21 protein-coding genes and 3 pseudogenes are annotated in these 22,121 nt (G+C 62.4%); 18 read left to right on the top strand and 6 right to left on the bottom strand.

The features are described 5' to 3' along the window. From AC3WUT_RS23285 to AC3WUT_RS23265, 5 genes are all read left to right on the top strand, one after another. Positions 1–456, top strand: a 456-nt coding sequence (locus AC3WUT_RS23285) for a sulfatase/phosphatase domain-containing protein (RefSeq protein WP_492349446.1), incomplete at its 5' end; no start/stop codon positions are given. Further along, positions 453–809, top strand: a complete 357-nt coding sequence (locus tag AC3WUT_RS23280; protein ID WP_492349445.1) for a YidH family protein — start codon at positions 453–455, stop codon at positions 807–809. The genes AC3WUT_RS23285 and AC3WUT_RS23280, both read left to right, overlap by 4 nt. Before the next feature lie 5 nt (positions 810–814). Then, positions 815–1,126 (top strand): DUF202 domain-containing protein, encoded by a 312-nt coding sequence (locus AC3WUT_RS23275; RefSeq protein WP_492349444.1) that lies wholly within the window; start codon positions 815–817, stop codon positions 1,124–1,126. A gap of 10 nt (positions 1,127–1,136) precedes the next feature. Then, on the top strand, positions 1,137–2,060 hold the full coding sequence (locus AC3WUT_RS23270; RefSeq protein ID WP_492349443.1) for a LysR family transcriptional regulator: 924 nt from the start codon (positions 1,137–1,139) through the stop codon (positions 2,058–2,060). A gap of 92 nt (positions 2,061–2,152) precedes the next feature. Then, entirely contained in the window at positions 2,153–3,559 is a 1,407-nt protein-coding gene (locus tag AC3WUT_RS23265) for an FAD-binding oxidoreductase (RefSeq protein ID WP_492349442.1), read from the top strand. Between the two features lie 240 nt (positions 3,560–3,799). Here the strand turns inward: AC3WUT_RS23265 and AC3WUT_RS23260 are convergent. Beyond that, positions 3,800–3,934 (bottom strand): annotated as a pseudogene (locus tag AC3WUT_RS23260) (IS3 family transposase); the annotation flags it as partial. A gap of 119 nt (positions 3,935–4,053) precedes the next feature. On the opposite strand from AC3WUT_RS23260, the gene AC3WUT_RS23255 reads away from it, so the two are divergent. Then, on the top strand, positions 4,054–4,578 hold the full coding sequence (locus tag AC3WUT_RS23255; protein WP_492349441.1) for a hypothetical protein: 525 nt from the start codon (positions 4,054–4,056) through the stop codon (positions 4,576–4,578). A gap of 210 nt (positions 4,579–4,788) precedes the next feature. On the opposite strand, the gene AC3WUT_RS23250 is transcribed toward AC3WUT_RS23255, so the two are convergent. Next, positions 4,789–5,277 (bottom strand): Lrp/AsnC family transcriptional regulator, encoded by a 489-nt coding sequence (locus tag AC3WUT_RS23250; protein ID WP_492349440.1) that lies wholly within the window; start codon positions 5,275–5,277, stop codon positions 4,789–4,791. 11 nt (positions 5,278–5,288) lie between these two features. On the opposite strand from AC3WUT_RS23250, the gene AC3WUT_RS23245 reads away from it, so the two are divergent. From AC3WUT_RS23245 to AC3WUT_RS23235, 3 genes and pseudogenes are all read left to right on the top strand, one after another. After that, positions 5,289–6,005: a LysE family translocator gene (locus tag AC3WUT_RS23245; protein ID WP_492349439.1), complete on the top strand. Its 717-nt coding sequence runs from the start codon at positions 5,289–5,291 to the stop codon at positions 6,003–6,005. A 58-nt stretch (positions 6,006–6,063) separates the two neighbouring features. Beyond that, positions 6,064–6,285 carry a hypothetical protein gene (locus AC3WUT_RS23240; RefSeq protein ID WP_492349438.1) on the top strand — a complete coding sequence of 74 codons (222 nt, stop codon included), beginning with the start codon at positions 6,064–6,066 and terminating at the stop codon, positions 6,283–6,285. A gap of 10 nt (positions 6,286–6,295) precedes the next feature. Continuing rightward, a pseudogene (locus tag AC3WUT_RS23235) lies at positions 6,296–6,448 on the top strand (chromate resistance protein ChrB domain-containing protein); the annotation flags it as partial. A 218-nt stretch (positions 6,449–6,666) separates the two neighbouring features. Here AC3WUT_RS23235 and AC3WUT_RS23230 read toward each other — a convergent pair. The 3 genes from AC3WUT_RS23230 to AC3WUT_RS23220 all read right to left on the bottom strand — a co-directional run bounded on the left by AC3WUT_RS23230 (position 6,667) and on the right by AC3WUT_RS23220 (position 8,793). Further along, positions 6,667–7,029 carry a VOC family protein gene (locus AC3WUT_RS23230; protein WP_492349437.1) on the bottom strand — a complete coding sequence of 121 codons (363 nt, stop codon included), beginning with the start codon at positions 7,027–7,029 and terminating at the stop codon, positions 6,667–6,669. 370 nt (positions 7,030–7,399) lie between these two features. Continuing rightward, a complete protein-coding gene (locus AC3WUT_RS23225) occupies positions 7,400–7,828 on the bottom strand; it encodes an SRPBCC family protein (protein ID WP_492349436.1) in 429 nt (142 codons plus the stop codon). A gap of 236 nt (positions 7,829–8,064) precedes the next feature. Then, positions 8,065–8,793, bottom strand: a complete 729-nt coding sequence (locus AC3WUT_RS23220; RefSeq protein WP_492349435.1) for a GntR family transcriptional regulator — start codon at positions 8,791–8,793, stop codon at positions 8,065–8,067. 161 nt (positions 8,794–8,954) lie between these two features. On the opposite strand from AC3WUT_RS23220, the gene AC3WUT_RS23215 reads away from it, so the two are divergent. From AC3WUT_RS23215 to AC3WUT_RS23175, 9 genes and pseudogenes are all read left to right on the top strand, one after another. Continuing rightward, positions 8,955–9,845, top strand: a complete 891-nt coding sequence (locus tag AC3WUT_RS23215; RefSeq protein ID WP_492349434.1) for a dihydrodipicolinate synthase family protein — start codon at positions 8,955–8,957, stop codon at positions 9,843–9,845. Positions 9,846–9,866: 21 nt separating this feature from the next. Next, positions 9,867–10,865 (top strand): dihydroxyacetone kinase subunit DhaK, encoded by a 999-nt coding sequence (locus AC3WUT_RS23210; RefSeq protein ID WP_492349433.1) that lies wholly within the window; start codon positions 9,867–9,869, stop codon positions 10,863–10,865. Beyond that, the gene (locus AC3WUT_RS23205; RefSeq protein ID WP_492349432.1) at positions 10,865–11,506 is read left to right on the top strand and encodes a dihydroxyacetone kinase subunit L; all 642 of its coding nucleotides are present in this window, start codon (positions 10,865–10,867) and stop codon (positions 11,504–11,506) included. Before AC3WUT_RS23210 ends, AC3WUT_RS23205 begins: the two co-directional genes overlap by 1 nt. 36 nt (positions 11,507–11,542) lie before the next feature. Then, on the top strand, positions 11,543–12,535 hold the full coding sequence (locus AC3WUT_RS23200) for a tripartite tricarboxylate transporter substrate binding protein (protein WP_492349431.1): 993 nt from the start codon (positions 11,543–11,545) through the stop codon (positions 12,533–12,535). Positions 12,536–12,578: 43 nt separating this feature from the next. Next, positions 12,579–13,556 (top strand): Bug family tripartite tricarboxylate transporter substrate binding protein, encoded by a 978-nt coding sequence (locus AC3WUT_RS23195; protein ID WP_492349430.1) that lies wholly within the window; start codon positions 12,579–12,581, stop codon positions 13,554–13,556. A gap of 50 nt (positions 13,557–13,606) precedes the next feature. Further along, on the top strand, positions 13,607–15,028 hold the full coding sequence (locus AC3WUT_RS23190) for an FAD-binding oxidoreductase (protein ID WP_492349429.1): 1,422 nt from the start codon (positions 13,607–13,609) through the stop codon (positions 15,026–15,028). Between the two features lie 562 nt (positions 15,029–15,590). Continuing rightward, positions 15,591–15,838 (top strand): annotated as a pseudogene (locus AC3WUT_RS23185) (IS5-like element ISCARN85 family transposase); the annotation flags it as partial. A 280-nt stretch (positions 15,839–16,118) separates the two neighbouring features. Then, positions 16,119–16,802: a response regulator transcription factor gene (locus AC3WUT_RS23180; RefSeq protein ID WP_492349457.1), complete on the top strand. Its 684-nt coding sequence runs from the start codon at positions 16,119–16,121 to the stop codon at positions 16,800–16,802. A gap of 10 nt (positions 16,803–16,812) precedes the next feature. Continuing rightward, positions 16,813–18,777 carry a sensor histidine kinase gene (locus AC3WUT_RS23175; protein WP_492349428.1) on the top strand — a complete coding sequence of 655 codons (1,965 nt, stop codon included), beginning with the start codon at positions 16,813–16,815 and terminating at the stop codon, positions 18,775–18,777. A gap of 299 nt (positions 18,778–19,076) precedes the next feature. Here AC3WUT_RS23175 and AC3WUT_RS23170 read toward each other — a convergent pair. Then, positions 19,077–22,121 (bottom strand): IPTL-CTERM sorting domain-containing protein (locus tag AC3WUT_RS23170; RefSeq protein WP_492349427.1); only part of this gene is annotated, 3,045 nt, incomplete at its 5' end.

Genomic DNA, 22,121 nt, shown 5'->3' with positions numbered 1-22,121 from the left:
ACCATCCTGCAGGGCGCGGGGATCGACCCCAGGCCCGAGATGCAGGGCCGGCCCGGCCGCTCGCTGCTGGAACTGGGCGCAGCCCCCGCCGAACCCGAGCGCGTGATCTTCAGCGAGTACCACGCGGCCGGCAGCAACACGGCCGGCTTCATGGTGCGCAAGGGGCGCTTCAAGTACCACTATTACGTGCGCCATCGACCCGAACTGTTCGACCTGGCGGCCGACCCCGAAGAACTGGACGATCTGGCCAGCGACCCTGCCTATGAAGACGTACTGCACGCGATGGAGGCCGAGCTGCGCGCGATCTGTGATCCCGAGGCGGTGGATGCGCTGGCCAAGGCCGACCAGTTGCACATGATCGAGCGCCTGGGCGGTGTGCAGGTGGCCTCGCGCTTGGGGGCCGGCGGTGCCACGCCCGTACCGTCGGAGGCGCTGACTACTGCCGGCGCACCATGAAGGGGACAGACTGGCGCCGCGAGGGCCAGGAGCCCGACTACCGCTTTACCCTGGCCAATGAGCGTACCTTCCTGGCATGGATACGCACGGCACTCGCCGTGCTGGCGGGCGGTTTGCTGCTAGAGCAGTTTGCCACCCACCTGCATCCGCGCCCGCTGGTGTCATGCATTGCCCTGTTGATGTGCTCATTGGCTGCTGCCTTGTGCCTGTCAGCGTACCGGCGCTGGCGTGCCAATGAGATCGCCATGCGACACAAGGACCGTCTGCCTGCCACGGCGGTGCTGGCAGTGTTAGCGGTCGGGCTGTTCTTAGTGGCGTCGTTGCTGGGTATGGTGCTGTGGGTCGTTCGATAAAGGCTGTGCGCGACCCAGGACTGCAGCCTGAGCGAACCAGCCTGGCCTGGACACGCACGGCGTTGGCTGTACTGCTGAACTCCCTGGTAGTGCTGCGCGGTGCCTGGGTGGATGGAGCGGCACTGCTGCTTGCCACAGGCAGTATGTTGGTGTTGGCTGCCTGCGTGCTTTACGGCTACGGCTTGTTCCGTGGCCGTGTGTTGTTGGCCAGCGAGGGCAAGGTGCCTTATCCGTCCGGGCTGGGGTGGATGACGGCATCTGTGCTGTTGGCCTGCACGACGGGAGCCGCTGGTATCGCTTTGCGTCAGTTGCATTAGAGTGCCGGTCATGACGCCCCGCCAGCTCAAATATTTCGTCGAGATCGCGCGCTCCGGCAGCATCACCACGGCCGCGGCTACCCTGCACATCGCCCAACCAGCGCTGAGCCACCACATCGCGGCGATGGAAGAGGAGCTGGGCGTCGTATTGCTGCAGCGCCACGCGAGGGGGGTGCGCCTGACCCTTGAGGGCCAGCGCTTGTTCGATCGAGCGGCTTCCATCCTGCGGCAAATGGAGCGCCTGCGTGAGGATGTGCGCGACGCCGCTTCGGAGTTCCGCGGCGTTGTTCGCGCCTGCATCGTCGGTTCGATCGCGCCCGTGTTGGTGGTCCCCCTGTACCGACTGATCCAGGAGCGGGCGCCTGAAGTACAACTGCACCTGACCACGGCCATGTCGCGCGAAGCCCAGACGCTGGTCGAGGCGCGGCGCGTCGACCTCGCCTTGCTGCCCACAGCATCCGAGATGTCCAAGCTCGAATTCCGGCCTGCCTACGAGGAGGATTTCTGCCTGTTCGGCACCCGGGAGCTGATGGGCAATGCCGTGGGCGACATCCTGTTTCGCGAGATCGGGGATCGCCCTTTGGCGGAGCCCGACCGCAATCACGACCTGCGCAAGCTCATCGAACGTACGGCCGTCGGACTGGGCAGCCCGCTCAACGTCCGCTACGAGGTGAACAGCTCCGACCTGCTGCGCAGCATGGTCTGCGGTGGGCTGGCCTTATCTGTCATGCCGCGCAATTCTTTTCCGGCATTCGAGGCGCGTGGCATCGTGGCCAGACGCATCGTGGAGCCGGTGCTCAGCCGCACGCAGTCAGTGGTCTGGTCCATGGAGCAGCCACTGACGCCAGCCGGTCATTTGGTGCGCGACCTGCTGTTGGAACTCATCGCGCAGTTGCTGGCCAACGGGCAACTTGTTGGACGCGCGCTGCCATGAGTTTTATCTGATGGCGCAGGGGTGCAACGCGTATTTCTCCATGCCCCGTTCTTTCCGTAAAGTTCGATGCCATCAATACGAAGAAGTGAGCTATGCAGACGATATCGCAGTGGGATGTCCCGGAGCAGAACCTGGTGGAGGCCCTGCGCAGCGTCGTGCAGGTGAGCCAGATCGTGCAGGATCCTGGTGTGACCATCGCCCATGCGGGCGACTGGAGCGAGGCGCCACGCCACGCTCCCACCGTGGTCGTGTTCCCCCGCACACCTCAAGAGGTGGCTGGTGTGCTCGCGGTATGCAGCTGTCTGGGCCAGCCTTTGGTCATCCAGGGCGGGCTGACGGGGCTTGCGGGCGGCGCCACGCCCACTGGGGCCGAGGTCGCCGTTTCCCTCGCCAAGCTCAACACCATTGAGGACATCGACACCGTGGGCGGCACGGCCGTTGTGCAAGCCGGCGTGGTACTGGAGACGTTGCAGCAACGCGTGGAGGAACTGGGCTGGTCCTTCCCGCTTGACCTGGGTGCGCGCGGGTCCTGTCAGGTGGGTGGCAATGCAGCCACCAATGCGGGCGGCAATCGGGTGATCCGCTTCGGCACCATGCGCGACATGGTGTTGGGGCTGGAAGTGGCATTACCCGATGGGCGACTCATGACCATGCTCAACCGCGTGACCAAGAACACGACCGGCGTAGACCTCAAGCACCTGTTCATCGGTGCAGAGGGCACGCTGGGGGTGATCACGCGCCTGGTGCTCAAGCTCTCACCCCGGGCCACTGCGGCCAACACCGCATTGTGCGCCCTGCCCTCGTTCGACGCCGCCACGCGACTGGTGCGAGATCTGCGACGCGCACTTCCTGCACTGTCGGCCTTCGAGGTGATGTGGGCCGACTACCTGGAAGCGGCCATGGAGGTGACCCGGCTGCGCCAGCCTTTCGATGCCTCCCACCCGGTGTATGTGCTGGTCGAGACCTTGGGCGCCAACGACGAGCGCGGCCGCGAGGCGCTGGAGCGCGAACTGGGGGAAGCCCTGGAACAGGGCTTGATCGAGGACGTGGTGGTGGCTCAGTCGGTGGAGGATGGCAAGAAGCTCTGGGCCTACCGCGAATCCATTGGGGAACTGCTGGGCCTGCTCAAGCCTTTTGCGGCCTTTGATGTGGGCATCCCCATGGCGGCCATGGACGCCTTTGTGGAATCAGTGGGGGCCGAACTGGAGCGCCGCTTTCCTGCTCAGCGGCACCTGTTCTTTGGCCATATCGGCGATGGAAACCTGCATGTGCTCTCCGGGCCGCACCGATCCCCGGAAAGCCTACATCAGGTGGAAGAGGTCGTCTATGCCGCCACAAGCCGCGTGGGCGGCTCGATCTCGGCCGAACATGGCATTGGCGTGTTGAAAAAGGAGTTTCTCGCGCACAGCCGCTCATCGGTGGAGATTGAAATCATGCAGGGGTTGAAAGTGCTACTTGATCCAAAGGGCATCCTGAATCCTGCCCGTATTCTGGATTGAAGGTCCTTGCAGTTGTAGCCATATTGCCCATTGCATGAAATTCTGGGAGATTCGAATTTTGGACAGATCCAGTGTGGCAAAGTCCCGGGAACCGCGTTGGTTCCCGAGTCGGCTACAGAGTCCGGTGAGGACGCGGTTTCGGGCTTGGATACTCAGATCCAAGAGTTCCATCCTCTACAGTCATCTCAACAATGAAATCCTGCTCAATGTAAGCGTGATTGCTGTTGACTTCGCAGGTGCCTGTGACTGTTGATCCGGGACAGGCCTGACATGGGCCTTTATACATTTGTACAGACTGTGCTGCCTGACGCCGAGCCGGGCCGGCACGTCGGCCACGCGGTTGCCTTGCTTCGTAATCTGCCTGACCGCTTCAATCTTGAATTCTTCGGAGTATGTTGTTCGTCGTGGCGCCTGCTAGTGGGCCTCAGGTTTGAGGCTCAAAGGTATCGGCAAGACCGTCTGGAGGAGTTGCTGCCGATGTATAGGAAACCCGCATGACAAACCGAACCCCGCCGATGCAGGACGCAGTCCTGATCGAGGCGCTAAACAACGCCACCAGCCTGGAGCTGTACCAACTCGCCGGACTGATCGATCGCCTGATGACAGACCCGCGGCGTATCGTGGCCATCCGCAAGGATCTGCATTTGGGTCAGATCGTGCGCTTCTACGACGGCCGACACGACAAGATGCGCGTGGGTCGCGTCACCGAGATGCGCGATGCGCACCTGACGGTGCACGGCACCGACATCAACGCTGCCTGGAAGCTGCCGTATGCGGCCATCGAGCCACCCACCCCCGGCCAGGTGCAGCCAGAGGCCCCAGCGGCCTCACCTGCCGCCCCCCGCCCCACGCGGGCCGACTTCCGTCGCGGCGATAGAGTCTCCTTTACCGACCGTCACCTGCAGACCCACCTGGGCATCATCACCCGCTGCAATCCCAAGACTGCCAGTGTCGATGCCGACGGCACAGCCTGGAGCGTGCCTTACGGTACCTTGCGTCAGGTCCTCGGCGTCCACTGAATTACAAGGCCCCTGTCAAGGGACGGGGATGCTCGGACAGACACCAAAGGCCGTTTGCGGCTGGATGCCGGTGGACTGCATCAGTATGGTGGCCTGCTCGATTTGTTCGTTGAGGGTATGGCCTGTGCTGCTGGAGATGCAGCCCAAGTTCTGACCGCCGGATAGGTTCCGTTGATCAACCGTGAGTTCCGAGCGGCACCGCTCACTAGGTCATGTCCGGCTGGCGGAGCCCGTTCGCACCAGGCCGCGCCGCTCGATGGGTGTCGAGAAGACAATGGAAGTACGTGTCTCCCCGTAGCCGTTGATGGATCCGACGAAGCGCTCCAAGTCCGCCAGGCTCGTTGCGACAACCGTCATTAGAAACGAATCCGCGCCGGCCACGTGGTGGCACTCAAGCACTTCCGGAGAGGTGCGCAGCTTCTGCAGCAGCGCTTTCTTTCCCGGCTGCGCTGCCGTGATTCCCACCATCGCCTTGACGGAATAGCCCACCTGTCCCGGATCTACTTCCGCCACGATCCCACGCACGACGCCCGCATCCTGGAGTCGCTTCAGGCGCTCGGCCGTCGCCGCCACCGACAAACCCGCTGCCTCGGCCAGGACCTTCAAGGAAACTCGTCCATCCCGTTGAAGGGCATCTAGCATTCGCCAAGAGACTCCATCGAGTTCAATGTTCTGGGCTTTTGTCAAAACTAATCCCATCAAGAAAAATCATGGAAGATTTTGATATATGCCATAAAAAACGACTGTCTGAGTTTCTTTCATCGGCGAATGATCAAGCATCTCCATCACCTTTGCAGAGATGCAATATGTTCGATATCCAAAACTACGGTAGCTTCATTGCCGCCATCCTTGTCTTCCAGGCGGTTCCTGGCGCGGGCACGATCGCGATCCTTGATGCCACGGCTCGCGACGGACGCAAGTCTGGCCTGACATCGGTTGCGGGCACGCTTGTTGGCGATTTCATTTTCATGGTCGCAGCAGCGGCAGGACTGGCTGCTGCCATGCAGGCCAATCCACTCCTGTTTCGCGGGCTCCAATGGTTTGGTGCCACTTATCTGTGCTGGATGGGAATCAAGCTCCTCGGGACGAGATTCGAAGATGCCGTATCGAAGCCTGTGCGTTCGCCGTCATCGTGGATGTATTTCCGGCGAGCGCTTACTGTCAGTCTCACGAACCCCAAGGTCATTCTGTTCTTCGTCGCCTTCTTCCCGTTGTTCATGAATCCCGGCGCGTCGACGACGACGTTGGCGGTGATGATGCTGCACGTCTCAGTGCTCAGCCTTGTCTACCAAGCCCTGCTGGTTCTCATCGGGAATTGTGTCGCAGTGCGTCTAAGGGGCATTCCTGCAGCGCGAAAGATCGCCACCTACGCTGCAGCCTTGGTACTGGTCGGCTTGAGCCTGAAGTTGGCTCTGGACATCCGTTGAAGTCGCGTTCTCGCGAATCGTCGGGACTGCGCGCAAGCGGTTCTATGGCGATGGCAAGGTGCCGTACCGCCTCAAGCCCGACGGCTCCATTGATACCTTGGAGCTGGGTTGGACGCGAAAGGGCCGCTGGCACTTCGACGCTCATCGCCTGCGCATCAACATCATTGCGGGTGCTGCCCCCAGCGCCTGCTGGGAGTTGATCCGCGATGACAAGGGACTGGCCTTGGGCTTTCAAGGTCATCCAGTCCAGGACATTCAGATCATTCCAACCCAACGTTAGGAGCATCACCATGAAATGGATCACACGCGAACGACCCAAGATCGACCGCATCGCCTGCCCATGGCTGGTCAAGCGCTTCATTGATCACGACGCCGAGTTCCTCTACGTCCCTGCAACTGATGTCCTGACCATCGCTGCTGAAACGGGGGCCACCCCTTACGACACGGGCATAGCTGATGCCCCTCCAATTGAGGTCCGCCGCTGCACCAGACCCCCACGTCCCCGAAGAGCCCAATACTCGATGAGACGGGGGCCAAGACTCGTTGATTCGTTGGTGGGGAAGCCGTTGATCTGCCAAGGCAAGCAGTTCAGTGCCCAACGTGTTGGTGCCTGTGCAATCGTGATCTGATCAAGATTGCATTGGCACCAACACCAACGAGGTCAAGCGCGAAACCTGCGGCTTGAAACGCTGACCGAGTTCCCATCAGGATCTTTTGTGTTGGCGAATGCGTAGCCGTTTGCTTGATGGATGGCCCCAAAGACAACGCCCTTTGCCTTGGCGGCCTCGACGAACTTTTGCACATCCGTCACCGCAAATGACATCTTGATGGCGGCGGAGCCAAGCCTGAGACTTTTGGCGGCTTGATGGATCAGTATCTCGGCGCCGCCCGCAATCGGGCGAAGTTCGATAAGTCCCTCACTGACTTCGCCGCTCGTCTCGTAGCCAAAGTTTTCGCTGTAAAACAGGGCAGTGCGATGCATGTCCTTCGCATAGACGATGACGGTGCTAAGTGCGATAGTCATGGAGAGCAGATATCTTGTTGAGTGCGCGGAAGTGTATTGACCGTCCGCTCCTGGCCGAGGCTTTGTGAAAACGCGACTCAAGCCCTCGACTCGTCGGCTTGTTCAAAAATCGACCGCATAGAACGACCTACAACGCCCGATCTCAATGCAGGCAAGGGTTCGAGCACCCCCGAGAAAGTCATGCATTAGCGTTTTCACACAGCCTCGGCCGAATTCTGCCCTACATCGGTGGGCACTAGTGGGCCCTGAACCGACATTCAGCTATTGGATAGGCAGCCGATCACGAATGACTGAGCTCGGGGGGCGCGCCTCCGGCAGGTAGAAGGACCCGCCGGTGCGACGGGCGGGCACCGATATAAGCCTCGGAGACTCATTTGGGATGGGATGCTAGCTCGCGCTCAAGGCGAGTGAGATTTTGCTCGTTCGCTTGTTCAACGATGTGTCGGATGGATTCGGCCACTTTGGAATCATCGAACTGCTGCGACCACGTAACCACTGAGCCAGCCCTGACCTCCTGCAACTCTATAGTCAGTTCGAAATGCGGCGCGCAAGTGTGCCTGATCCGCACTTTGGCATTGGGCTCGATCTGCACAAATATGGCCTCATTTGGATAGTTTTTCCCATCCGGGCCATGCATTGTGAACCTCCACTGTCCCCCGGGTTGAAACTCGAACAGGTCAAATGTATTGGTAAAGCCGTCGGGTCCCCACCAACGAGCAAGACGCACTGGATCACTGATTGCGGCGAAAATAGCAGTTGGAGGGGCCGAAATTTCGCGTGAATGGCGGTAGGTGGTCATTAATCCTCCTGAGAACAAGGTAGACGGGAAATTTTCGGCACCTACGAGGAGGTTAGGAAGACATCGTCCATCGCGACATTGTGTGGGACGCTATTTGGAATAGCAATTCATCAATGGCAGCTATGCGGTAGGGCACGCGGACGACTGTTTGTGGCCGAACTTTGCCTCACACCGATTGCGTCTGGTGTGCTCGCCTCACTCATCTCAAAGACCACCCTAAAAATAAACATGCTGCACTAACCTCCGCCCCCCTCTTTGAGCAATGCGTTGATCACACGCTGGCGCGACTGCTCCACATGGATCTGCATGGCCTGCACGGCTGCGGTGGCGTCGCGGGCCTGGAGCAGGGCAATGAAGTTCAGGTGTTCTTCCATCGCGGGCACCACTCTCTGGGGCCGCACCTGCTGCGCGTCCAGCCGGATCATGCGCACGTGCAGGCTGTTGGCACGGTAGATCTCGGACAGGATCTCGTTGTCCATCGCATCCACCATGCGGTCGTGCAAGGCCCAGTCGACCGCCAGGGCGTCGCGGTCGAGCGCGGGGTCGGGCCGGCCCGACAGCGCGCGCGTCAGGATGGCGCGGTGCTTGTGCTCTTCAGCCTCCAGCTCGGCATCGCTGGCGGTACGCACAAAGTGTTGCACAGCCTCCTTCTCGATCATGCCGCGCACCTGGAAAGCGTTGCGGATGAGCTTCAGATCGATATGGGCGATCTGCAGTCCGCGCTTGGGCACGGTGGCGATCAGGCGCGCTGCCTCCAGCCGGGGGATGACCTCGCGCACGGCCCCTAGCGGGACCTCCAGCAGGCGCACCAGCTCCCGCTGCGACACGAACTGACCGGCCCGCAATCGACCATCCAAGATCTGTTCGCGAAAACGCTCGTAGGCCAGTGCCCTCAAAGAGGTGGACACCGTGCCGTCGGCGTCTTCGGTGGGCAGCAGGGCGGAGGAATTCAGGGTGTCGGTCATGGGGAATGCGGTGTTGGCCAGCCATTGTCGCGTGACGGGCGCTGCCAGACGGCATTTTGATGCATCAGTGGAAACCCTCTGATTCATCACTGACATGTCAAATAAAAATCACCACGTTCGCAGTGCAATGCGTCCCCTATCAACCCCCTCTGGAGCTTTCCATGCAATCCGACCTGACCGGCATCATCCCCCCCATCGTCACCCCCTTCACCGCCGAGGGCGACGTGGATGAACAGGCCTTCCGCGGCGTGGTCCGCTTCATGCTCAAGAAGCGGGTGCATGGCATCTGCGTAGGCGGCAGCAGCGGAGAAGGCCACACCTACAGCCCCGAGGAGTTCCAGCGCCTGCTCGAGATCGCCTGCGAGGAAGTCAAGGGCGCCATGCCGGTGGTGGCAGGCATCATCGTCAACAGCACCCGCGACGCAATCGCCCGAGCCCGCTCGATTGCCCACCTGCCGATCGCAGGCCTGCAGGTCACACCCGTGCACTATGTGTTCAAGCCCGACGAAGAGTCCACCTACCAGCACTTCAAGGCGCTGTCGGAGTCGACGAAGTTCCCGGTCATCATCTACAACGTGGTGCCCTGGAACTACCTGAGCCCGGCCTTGCTGGTGCGCATCATGCGCGACATGCCCGGAGTGATCGGGGTCAAGCAATCGGCGGGCGACCTCAAGCTGATGGCCGATCTGCTGCTCAACCTGCCGGCCGGCAAGAAGGTCTACAGCGCAGTCGATGCCCTGCTCTACCCCTCGTTTGCCCTGGGTGCGCACGGCACCATCGCCGCCAACCCGGCGGCCGTGCCCGGCGTGTGCCTGAACCTGTGGAACGCGGTGCAGGCCGGCGACCACGCCAAGGCCAAGGAGATCCACGAGGCCCTGCTGCGCTTCTGGAACACCATCGTGGCCGACAACCTGCCCGCCAACATCAAATACTCGCTGGCCCTGCAGGGCTGCGAGACCGGGGTGCCGCGCATGCCCATGCCCGCCACCACCGAGGCCCAGGCCGCCAACATCCGCCGCGAGATGGACAACGTGCTGCGCTACGACATCTGAGCCCCCACGCGAGAAGACCGCATGAAGAAAATCCTCAACCGCCCCGACTCGTATGTCGACGAGATGCTCGATGGGCTGGTCAGCGCCCATGGCGACATGCTGCGCCTGCTCGGCGATGACGGCCGGGTCATCGCCCGCGCCGGAGGTGCCGTGCCCGGCAAGGTCGGCATCGTGACCGGCGGCGGCTCGGGCCACCTGCCGGTGTTCCTGGGCTATGTGGGCGAAGGCCTGCTGGACGCCTGTGCCGTGGGCAATGTGTTCGCCGGGCCCCGGGTGGGCGATTGCCAGTTTGCGGCCCAGGCGGCCGACGGCGGGGCCGGGGTGCTGCAGCTGTATGGCAACTACGGCGGCGACCGCATGAACTTCGACATGGCCCAGGAGTTCCTGGAGATGGAAGGGCTGGAGATGGCCTCGGTGCGGGTGGCCGACGATGTGGCCAGCGCCCCGGTGGCCGAACGCCACAAGCGCCGCGGCGTGGCCGGCATGGTCTACGCCTTCAAGGTGGCTGGGGCACGCGCTGCCCAGGGAGGCAGCCTGGCCGAGGTCGCCGCTGCTGCCCGCAAGGCCGCCGAGGCCTGCCGCTCCATCGGCGTGGCCCTGTCGCCCTGCGTGGTGCCCGAGTCGGGCCAGCCCAGCTTCACCATCGCCGAGCACGAGATCGAGTTCGGCATGGGCATCCATGGCGAACCCGGCATCTGGCGCGGCCCCCTCAAAAGCGCCGATGCCCTGGTCGACGAGATGCTGGCTCATCTGCTGCCCGAGCTGCCCCTGGAGCGGGGGGCCCGCGTGGCGGTGCTGGTCAACAGCCTGGGTGCCACACCGCACGAGGAGCTGTACATCCTGTACCGGCGCGTGGCCCGGGTGCTGGGCGAGCGCGGCATCCAGCCCGTGATGCCGCTGGTGGGCCGCTACGCCACCTCCATGGAGATGGCCGGCGCCTCTCTCACGCTGATGCCGCTGGACGCCGAGCTGGAGATGCTGCTGAGTGCCCCGGCCCACTGCCCGTTCTGGAGGGTGTGATGAGCACCGTCACAAGCCCCATGATCGACACCCCGCTGATCGACCGTGCCCGACTGCAGGCTGCGCTGGCCCGCTGCTGCGATGCGCTGGAGGCCGGTGCCGCCGAGTTCAACGCCCTGGACGCCCGCCTGGGCGATGGCGATCTGGGCACCACCCTGGCCAAGTGCGCCACCCAGCTGCGCACGGTGCTGGCCGGCCCCGCCCCGGCCAGCCTGCAGGCCCTGCTCAAGGCCTGCGCCCAGGGCTGCGCCAAGGCCTCGGGCTCCAGCTTCGGCACCCTGCTGGCCGTGGCCTTCCTGAGCGCCGCCCGCGGTGTGGGCGAACGCGAGGCCCTGGACCGCGCCGCCCTGGTGCAGCTGCTCGACGAGGCTGGCCAAGCCCTGTCGCAACGCGGCGGTGCCGTACCAGGCGACAAGACCATGCTCGACAGCCTGGCCGCCGTGGCGCAAGCCCTGCGCCAGGCCGATACCGAAGCCCCCGAGGCCCTGAAGCAGCTGGCCCGCAGCGCCAGCGCCCAGGCGCTGGACCAGTTCCGCCCGCTGCCCAACCGCATCGGCCGGGCCCGCATGTTTGCCGAGCGCAGCATGGGCCTGGACGACCCCGGCATGGTGGCGGTGCAGCACATGGTGCAAAGCCTCTGAAGCCCCCCTCACCTACCGACAAGAAGGAGACAAGCCATGCACACACCGAACCGCCGCCACATCCTCAGCACCCTGGGTTCAGCGGCTCTGACGCTGGGCCTGGCCCCCGGCCTGGCCCGGGCCCAGACCCCAAAACCCGCCCTGCCCGAGGGCAACATCAATTTCATCATCCCGGTGCCCCCGGGCGGCGGCACCGACCTGACCTTCCGGGCGCTGATGGAGTCCTCGCGCCCGCACCTCAACCGCTCGGTGGTGACGCTGAACCTGCCGGGCGCCGGTGGCGCCGTGGGCCTGGGCCAGGCGGCCACCAAGCCGGGCAACGGGCTGAACCTCAACTCCTACACTTCGGAGATCTTCACGCTGCCGATCTTCCAGCCGCTGAACTTCTCAGGTAAGGACTTCCGCCCCATCCTCATGGTCAACGAAGACCCAGCCTGCCTGGTGGTCCCCGCCGACAGCAAGACCCCCAGCCTGGAAGCCTTCATCGCTGCCGCCAAGGCCCAGCCCGGCAAGATCAGCGTGGGCAACTCGGGTTTTGGCAACATCTGGCACCTGTCCGCCGAGGCCTTTGCCGACAAGGCCGGCATCCAGTTGCTGCAGGTGCCCTACAACGGCGCCGCCCCCACGGTGCAGGCCCTGATGGGCGGCCACATCGAGGCTTTTGTGGCCAGCCCACCCGAAGTGTTGCCCTATGTGCAGGCAGGCAAGATGAAAGTGCTGGCCGTGATGTCGGAGGCGCGCAGCACCAGCCTGCCCGAGGTGCCCACCCTCAAGGAGAAGGGCATCGATCTGGCCATCGGCACCTGGCGCGCCATCGGCGGCCCGGCCTCGATGTCAGACGAGGCGGTGCGCACCCTGCACGATGCCTTTGCCAAAGGTATGCAAGAGAAAAGCTTCATCGACTTCATGGCCGGCCGGGGCCTGACCATCCGCTACATGAACACCCGTGATCTGGTCGATTTTGTGGCCCGTGAGCGCCCCTATTACGAGGCCCTGGCCACCCACATCAAGAAGACCAGCAAGAGCTGAGCCCCAGGATCAGCCCCCTTTCAACAAGACGGAGACAAGCCCCATGAAACTCATCCCCTTCCTCGGCCGATTGGGCCTGGCCCTGAGCCTGGTCGCTACCCAGTTCGTGCTGCCCAGCGGTACGGCTCACGCTCAGGCCTTTCCCAACCGGCCCATTGAACTGATCGTGCCCTACCCGGCCGGCGGCTCGACCGACGCCCTGGCCCGCGCCTTTGCCGACGCCAGCCGCAAGTACTCGGCCCAGAGCATCGTGGTCATGAACAAGCCCGGCGCGGGCGGCTCGATCGCCGCCAACGACGTGATCGGCTCCAAGCCCGACGGCTACAAGATGGGCATATTCACCAACGACGTGCTGACCGTGCCGTTGCTGGGCCTGGCCAAGTTCACGCACACCGACCTGGAGCCGGTGGTGCAGCTCAACTTCGACCCGGTGATCATCGTGGTGCGCTCGGATTCGCCCTGGAAAAGCCTGGCCGAGTTTCTGGCCGCCAGCAAGGCCAACCCCGAGGGTCTGCGCATCGGCACCACCGGCAACGGCACCCTGAGCCACCTCGGCGTGGAGGCCCTGATGGACAAGACCGGCAGCAAGATGACCCCCGTGCCCTTCCAAGGTGCGGCGCCCTCCCTCCTGTCGCTGCTGGGCGGGCACATCGAGGCCGTGGCCGTATCCCCCCCCGAGGTGGTGGCTTACACCCAGGCCGGCACGCTGCGCACCCTGGTCTCGCTGGGTGACAAGCGCAGCAAGAGCGCACCCGAGGTGCCCACTGCCAAGGAACTGGGCGTGGACCTGTCGGTGGGTAGCTTCCGCTTCCTGGCGGTCAGCAAGAAGACCCCCGCCGAGTTGGTTGGCAAACTGCGCCAGATCGCCACCGACACCGCCAAGGATGCCGGCTTCATCGCCTCGCTCGACAAGATGAACATCGGCTACGAGTTCAGCAACGGGTCCGATTTCTCCGCCCTGCTCGACAAAGAATTCGTTGCCACCAAGGCGCTGATCGCCAAAACCGGTATGAAGCCCTGAACGCCCTCCTCTGCCCTCCCGCCCTTCCAAGAACACCCCATTCACCGCCCATGCCTGCCCTAGCCTTTTCCCGCGACACCGTGGCCCAACGTGTGCAGGAACTGCTGCCCCTGCTCCAGCAATACTTTGCCGACCGGGTACTGACCAGCGCCGCCGTGCGCGAGCAGCACAGCCATGGCGAGGGTGTGCCCGACGCCGCCCTGCCTGATGCGGTGGTCTACCCCCTGAGCAACGAAGACGTGGCCTGGGTGCTGCGGCACTGCTCGGCCCGACGCATCCCCGTCATTCCCTTCGGCAGCGGCACCTCTTTGGAGGGGCATGTGGTGGCGGTGTATGGCGGCATCAGCCTCGACCTGTCGCGCATGGACCGGGTGCTGGAGGTGAACGCCGACGCGCTGGACTGCCGCGTGCAGGCCGGCGTCACACGCGAGCAGCTCAACGCGCAGTTGCGCTCGGAGGGGCTGTTCTTTCCGGTCGACCCAGGGGCCAACGCCTCGCTGGGTGGCATGGCCTCGACCCGGGCCTCGGGCACAGCCGCGGTGCGCTACGGCACCATGCGCGAGGCCGCGCTGGGCCTGACCGTGGTCACCCCCGACGGCCGCATCGTGCGCACCGGCACACGGGCCCGCAAGACCGCCGCCGGCCTGGACCTGACCCGGCTGTACGTGGGCAGCGAAGGCACCCTGGGCGTGATTACCGAGGTGCAGCTACGCCTGTTCGGCCTGCCTGAGGTGGTGCGCGCCGCCGTGTGCCAGTTCGACGACCTACACGCAGCGCTCGGCGTGGTCATCGCGGCCTTGCAACTGGGCGTTCCCATGGCCCGGGTGGAGCTGCTCGACGAGGTGCAGATGGACGCCTGCATACGCTACTCACGCCTGGATGAATATGAGGCCCTGCCCACCCTGTTCCTCGAATTCCACGGCTCGCCCGCGGCCGTGGCCGAGCAGATCGAGCTGATGCAAAGCCTGGCCGAAGACGCCGACGGCCACCGCTTTGCCTGGGCCGAGAAGCCCGAAGAGCGCTCCCGCCTTTGGACCGCCCGCCACACCTGTTACCACGCCAACCTGGCACTGCGCCCGGGCGCGCGCCTCATTGGCACCGACGCCTGCGTGCCCATATCGGCCCTGGCCGACTGCCTGCTGGCCACCAAGGAGGATGTCCGAAAAAGCGGCCTCATCGCCCCCATCGCTGGCCACGCGGGCGACGGCAACTTCCACCTGGGCATCGTGTTCGACCCGCAGAACGCCGAAGAGCGTCAGCGCGCCGAAGCCCTGGCCGATCGTGTGTCGCTGCGCGCCATCGAATACGGTGGCACCTGCACCGGCGAACACGGCATTGGCCGCCACCGTCGCCATCAATTGGTGGCCGAGCATGGTGAGGCCGTCACCCTGATGCACAACATCAAGACCGTGCTCGATCCCCTGGGCATCATGAACCCGGGCAAGGTGTATCTGGAGGTGGGGGAGGGGTGAGAGGGACCTGTGCCTTGCCTCCCACATCGGCCCACCGGCACCACCAGGTCAGGACTTCAGCAGGTTCCGCTGCAGCGCAGGCCCGGATTGATTGTGTTTCTTCATGAGTCAATGAATTTATTTCGTTTGAGCCTGGAGTGCGTCCTCGTTGTAATGACCTGTTAACCCCTGGCCGGAAGCCACCCCGGCAGTAGTACACGGAGACCCCATGAACCTGCAGCACTCCCCGGCCGCGCTGCCGGCGAACCCTGGTGCCTACGAACTGGCGCCTGTCCGCACCCAGGTATTCAGCGATTGGGGGCGAGCACATGTCCCGCCAGGGCCTGTCCCTGCAGGCGCAGAACATGCAGCCCTTGGAGTACTAAGCCACAACTGGCCGTTTCCACCGCTGCGTGGTGGCGGATACCAGTGTCGTCAAACCTGGACAACACGGTTTTTGCATGGGGCCTGCAAGAGAAGAGCGAGATACTGCGCGCGAAGGTCGCGTACCAAAAAAATTGCAAATCTTGGTCCGGTCGTGGTCATCAGCTGTGCCGACAAAGCGCGCCTGATTGCTAGGTCGAACACCGAGATTCATCTGGTTGCCGCGGATGCTCGAACGGCCGTAACCTTCAGCCTGTCGTTTGGACAAGCGCATGATGCGCCTGAGAGTTGGCGCCTTCTGCAAAGCCTGGGGCGACAAACCGCCCCATTCACTTGCTCATGAACCGTGCATGCGTAGGCAACGAGACTCGGCCATTGGTTCTCGACTTGGGGTTCATTCTGGTTGTGCCTCCCACCAGGACGCGAGTCGCCCCCCGGGAATACGACTGAGCCATGTACAGCCGTCGCAACTGAGTCGAGCGCTTATTCAAAGGCTTGCGTGTTTGTTCCCTCGCTTGCCGGCGGCCAACAGCAAGTTCGGGCACCCCAGCGTGATGCCAAAGTCGGTGCGGCGCGCCCTGCTGTCCACAATTTTGGGGACAATGCCTGAAAGCCATCGGATTGATAATCTGAACGACGGGTTGATAGAGAAAATTCCCCTGCTGGGATTTGGCAACTCCGTTTGTACATCTGCCTGCTGATTCGCCCCAGCCCCACTATCGCGACCATGCCGACCCTACCGTCCTCTGCCCAAATTCGGGTTGCCCTTGTTGAGGACGATGTCGAAGTTCAAAACGCCATCGTGAGGGCCGTTGAGGCCTCGGCCGACCTGCTCATGGTCAGCATTGCCAGCACCCGGTCTGAAGGGCTGCATGCCTTGCAAGGTCTTGCCGCAGATGTCTTGCTGGTGGACTTGGGACTGCCCGATGGATCGGGCCTGGACGTGATTGAGGCCGCCCGACACTTGTGGCCCTCCTGCGCCGTGATGGTGTGCACCACCTTTGCCGACGAAGCCCATGTCATGAAGTCGCTGGAGGCCGGAGCCTCAGGCTATTTGCTCAAAGACGGAGAGGCCGGCGACATGCTGCGTGAAATCCGGAGCCTCCATGCGGGCGGTAGCCCCATCAACCCATTGATCGCCCGCAAGATATTAACGTACTTTCGCACGCAGCCCGCTGTCAAAGCGCACGAGCCCATGCTCCGCCCGGACCCGATGCACTCGGTGCTTTCCGCGCGCGAAACGGAGGTGTTGGAGTTGATCACCAAAGGGTTCACGGCCGATGAGATCGCAAAGGTCATGCAGGTGTCCACGCACACGGTACAAACCTATGTGCGCCGCATTTATGCCAAGCTGAAGGTCAACTCCAAGGCGGAAGCCATCTACGAAGCCCGATACCAGGGCTTGGTATGACCACGCCTTGATGCCCATGACGCAGGTGCATCGCTCTAGGTGGCACGGCCGCAACGACAGTTTGGGATTCCATGGCCGCCGACTGATTGCCGTGTTCTGTGCATTGGCCTGGGTTCTCATGCTGGCGGGATGCGAGCAAACCGTCAGCGAGACACAGGCAACTCAATGGCATGAGGCGCAATTCCTGTCGGTGCCTGGTCGAGGCTACAGCCGGCCCCCCGCGCAACTGCCACCTGAGTTTTTGACCCAGAAAGACTGGAAAAGCGTTTCGCTGCCCAGTACGTTCAAGCGCGAAGTGCTGCCCCATGCGGAGCAAATTGGGCAAACCCTGACCGACTGGTATCGACTGAATTTGAGTCATTTCAATGCAAATCAAGGGCCCCAATACCTCTACATCCCGCGTTGGAAGACCATTGGCCAGTTGGCGGTCTATTCGGACAAACGCCTGCTGTATGCGTCTCAGGGCAGCATGACGCTGAATGGCTATAACCATCCACTTCTGATACCGCTCAATGCCGCTGTTGACGAACCACCGCCCAAGACAGTCACGCTGCGCATAGACCATTTGCGAAACACCGGCAGCGCTCTTTCCACGGTCTGGGTCGGCTCGGTGGAGGCTCTGGCCTGGCGCTACCAGCTGCGTCAACTGGTGCAAACCCAACTTCCTTTCATCGGCAGTGGCGCCTTTTTGGCGGTGGGATTTTTTGCGCTGGCCATCTGGATCAAATTGCGTCGTGATTCTCTATATTTAATCTTTTTTGCAACATCCGTCATGGCATTTCTGCGCATGCTGCATTACCACGTTGGTGGCGGATTCCTGCTTCTCTCCGATGAGTGGTTCGAGTGGATCAAGACCTGTTCTCTAATTTGGTTGGTGATCTTTTGTCATTGCATGATGGAGCGCCTCCATAAAAATCCAATGCGCAATATGACTCGATTCCTGATTTGGAGCGCTTTGCTTTGGAGTGCTGTGACCGTTCCCGGAATGGTTTTCTTGCCGACGCTGACATTGCTAACACCCATTGTCAATATATTGATGGTTCCAATTGCTGCACTGATTTTCTATGACGCACTGCGCAAAGGGTTTCGTCAAAGTTCGCGGGAAGCATGGGTTGTGGCTGGCTGGTTGTTATTCGCGACACTGTGTTGCATCTACGATTTGTTATTGCAAACCAATTGGGTAAGTCCTGAGGGGATCTACACCAATCCGTATGCCATCGTCGGTGTTTTTGGCGTTACCCTCTACATTATTTATGGGCGCTATGTGGGTGCCATGGTAGCTATAGAAAAAGCCAATCTGAACTTGGCCGAACGTCTTTCGATTCGAGAAGCAGAACTGACTGCTAGCCATGCACGTTTGCGCGACATCGAGAAAATCCAGATGCTCAGCGAGGAGCGTCAGCGCCTCACACAAGACATGCATGACGGGCTGGGCTCCTCGCTGGTCACAGCATTGCGCGCAGTCGAGGGCGGGGACATGACGCCAGCCTTGCTCGGAGACATCCTCAAAGCCTGCATCGACGACTTGAAACTGACGATTGATTCGATGGAGCCAGTCGAAGCAGACCTTCTCTTGTTGCTGGCTACCTTTCGATTTCGCTTGGGCCCAAGACTTAAAGCGGCGGGTATACGGCTCAATTGGGAGGTGCAGGCTATACCTAGCCTGTCATGGCTGAATCCACGCAGCGGTTTGCATATCCTGCGAATATTTCAAGAGGCGTTCGCAAACATTCTAAAACACACTCGCGCCACGGAGGTTCATGTACGCACCGGGCTGCAGTGGCCGCATGTGGTGGTTTCGATTCAAGACAATGGAACCGGGTTTGATTATGAGGCCATCCGCTTGAGCTCCAAAGGACGCGGCTTGAACAATCAAATGCGCCGGGCGCAAGCCATTAATGGGAGCGTTCAATGGGTATCCAGGCCTGAGGGAACGCAATTTAAGTTGTTGTTGCCCCTGGTAGTAGCGCAGTAGTTGGTGTTGTAAAAACTCTGAGGCCCTCATGAACACAGGCTTTGCGGGATTTCACTGACGTCGGGAACGCCCCGATGGCCACCCCCGATGGCCACTTCAAAATCCCCCATGGCAAGATGGGCAGCGATGGAGCTTTTCGGCCCAACAGCCCAAGTGACCGACGTGGACACCACCGTGCAGGAAAACGCCATGTCCCCCCCCAGCGCTCAGGCTTGCTCCAGCTCCCCAGGCCAGTCAACGCAGCCTTCAACGTCGAGGCCGAGCAGAGATCCCTTCTCTGCTCGGTGTCGTGTCGGGACTCAGCCGCCTCTGTGCGCCAACGCCCTGCGGATGCGGACATGGCTCAATCCCAACAAAAGCATCAAGAGCGTCAGCACGGCTACCCCCCATTCCGACAACGATGGCACTGCCGTCGTCAATGCTTCCGCCGAAGGAACACCGGGACCACCCGGATCCAAAATCGCTCCATCGGGTGCTCCGTCATCGTCGCCCACTCCACCGTCTGTCAGCGTGAAGGTCACCGAATTGTTCGTGTAGTTGAACACGGCGCTGTTCAGCACTGACCAAGTGGAGGTGTTTGGGTTGTATTTGTAATAGACCGAGTTGGCCGGTATCGCGGTAGCGTAGGTCATCGTCACGGTTGCCTGACTACCGGGAGTGCCTCCGCTCAAGGTCAAGGAGGCCAACCCGAACGGGAAGGTCGTTCCGGCAGGTACCACCGAATTGGCAATCGAGGGCGCCACCACAAAACTCGCGCTTTGAAGAGTCCAGCCATTGCTCCCACCAGCTGCCACGGCGCCGCTGTTGGTGTTGCCTGGCGTAGCCTGCAAAGGTGCCGAGCACGCTGCTTGTGACAAAGTGCCCGTGCAGGTCCACGACCAGTTGGAAGAATTCAATACCGCGGCCGAAGCATTGCCCACAGCGCAGAGGTTGGCCACTGGTTTCAGAATTGCGGAAACGCCCGCTGCTGCGCCACAGGCTCCGGCGCTTTGGTAGGTGAACTGGTCACCGGCGCTGGTAGCGCTGGTGCCCCCCGCCGTGACCACCGTGACATGCACCGTGCCGGCCGAGCCCGCAGGTGCCGTGACGGTGATCTGCGTTGCGCTGTTGACCGTATAGCCGGTGGCATTGGTGCTACCAAACTGGACGGCAGTGGTCCCCGTGAAGTTCGTGCCGGTGATCAGCACTGAGGTGCCGCCTGCAGTGGGCCCAGAAGCGGTTCCCAGGCTGGTGACGGTGGGCGCTGCTACATAGGTGAACTGGTCACCGGCGCTTGTAGCGCTGGTGCCCCCCGCCGTGACCACCGTGACATGCACCGTGCCGGCCGAGCCCGCAGGTGCCGTGGCGGTGATCTGCATTGCACTGTTGACCGTGTAGATGGTGGCATTGCTGCTACCAAACTGGACGGCAGTGGCCCCCGTGAAATCTGTGCCGGTGATGAGCACCGAGGTGCCACCCGCAGTGGGCCCGGAACGGGTTCCCAGGCTGGTGACGGTGGGCGCAGCCACGTAGCTGAACTGATCGGCAGTCACTGTCGCGCTGGTCGATCCTGCGGAGGTCACCGTGATATCCACCGTCCCGGCACTGCCGGCCGGCGCCATGGCAGTGATCTGGGTGTCGCTGTCAATCGTGAAACTGGTCGCTGGCGTGCCGCCAAAGTTGACTGCCGTGGTGCTGGTAAAGCCCGTGCCTGTGATGGCGACGCTGATTCCGCCGGCGCTGGAGCCGCTGCTTGGCGCAACAGACCAGACAGCCAGGGGCGTTAGTTGGAACAGTTGAGACAAGCTGGGAATCGCGTTCACAAACATGGTCAGCCTGTAAGCCCCCAGGGCCAAGCCGTTGAGCGCGGCGCTGGTGTAAGCGGTATCAGAGCGTGCCGACGTTGGAGTGAGCCAACTCACCTGGTCATTGTCGAGGCGACGCAATTGCACCAGGGGGTAGTTGGTGGCGCTGCTGTTGGTGCTGCCACCCGAGGCCTCGCTCCAGCCATTGTTGCTGCCATTAAAGCCCGTCCCACCGATCTGTACTGTTTGGCCCGGTTGCAAAGCGCTGGCCAAACTGCTGATCACGGGCCGGCTGCTGTCTGCGAATCCCAGGCTGCGGGTGTAAAGCTCGGCGCTGGCAAGTAATGCACTGTTGCCTCCCCCCCCCACGACCATCACCTGGCCTGAGGGCAGCAGGGTCGCTGTGTGGTAGTACCGAGCGGCGCTCAGGCTGCCCGCAGCGATCCAGGTTTGGGTTGCCGGGTCGTACAGCTCGGCGCTGGCAAGATATCCACCATTGTTAATTCCCCCCACGACCAACACTTGGCCTGAGGGCAGCAGGGTTGCTGTCTGTCTCCGACGCGCCGCGCTCAGGCTATCCGCAGCACTCCAGGCCAGGGTTGCCGGGTCGTACAGCTCGGCGCTGGCAAGAATTCCACCAATGCCAAGCCCCCCCACGACCAGCACCTGGCCTGAGGGCAGCAAAGTCGCTGTGTGATAGTTGCGAGCTACGCTTAGGCTGCCCGCAGCACTCCAGGCCTGGGTCGAGGGGTCGTACTGCTCGGCGCTGGCAAGATACCCACCGTTGTCATAGCCCCCCACGACCAGTACCCGGCCTGAGGGCAGCAAAGTCGCTGTGTGTTTAAACCGAGCCGTGCTCAGGCTACCCGCAGCACTCCAGGTCTGGGTCGCCGGGTCGTATAGCTCAGCGCTGGCCATGGAAATGCTCTGTGAGTCCGCTCCTCCCGCGACCAGCACCTGGCCTGAGGGCAGCAGGGTAGCTGTGTGATAGTTCCGAGCTACGCTCAGGCTACTCGCAGCACTCCAGGTCTGGGTCGCCGGGTCGTACAGCTCGGCGCTGGCAAGATTTCCACTGTTGCCAAACCCTCCTACGACCAGCACCTGGCCAGAGGGCAGCAGGGTCGCTGTGTGCAAATATCGAGCCGTGCTCAGGCTGCCCGCAGCGCTCCAGGTCTGGGTCACCGGGTCGTACAGCTCGGCGCTGGCGATAGCTCCACCGTTGACATTCCCCCCCACGACCAGAACCTGGCCTGAGGGCAACAGGGTCGCTGTGTGGTAAGTGCGCGCCATGTTCAGGCTGCCCGCAGCACTCCAGGTCTGGGTCGCCGGGTCGTACAGTTCGGCGTTGGCAAGCGCTACGCTGCTGCCCTGCCCCCCCACGACCAGCACCTGGCCTGAGGGCAGCAGGGTCGCTGTATGAAAATACCGCGCCGTGCTCAGGCTGCCCGCAGCACTCCAGGTCCGTGTGGCCGGGTCGTACAGTTCAGCGCTGGCAAGCGTTCCGCTGTTGCCCTGCCCCCCCACGACCAGCACCTGGCCTGAGGGCAGCAGGGTCGCTGT

Source organism: Curvibacter sp. EU05-FHT14A10, assembly GCF_058791075.1.
This window is presented reverse-complemented; position numbering and strand designations above follow the sequence as displayed.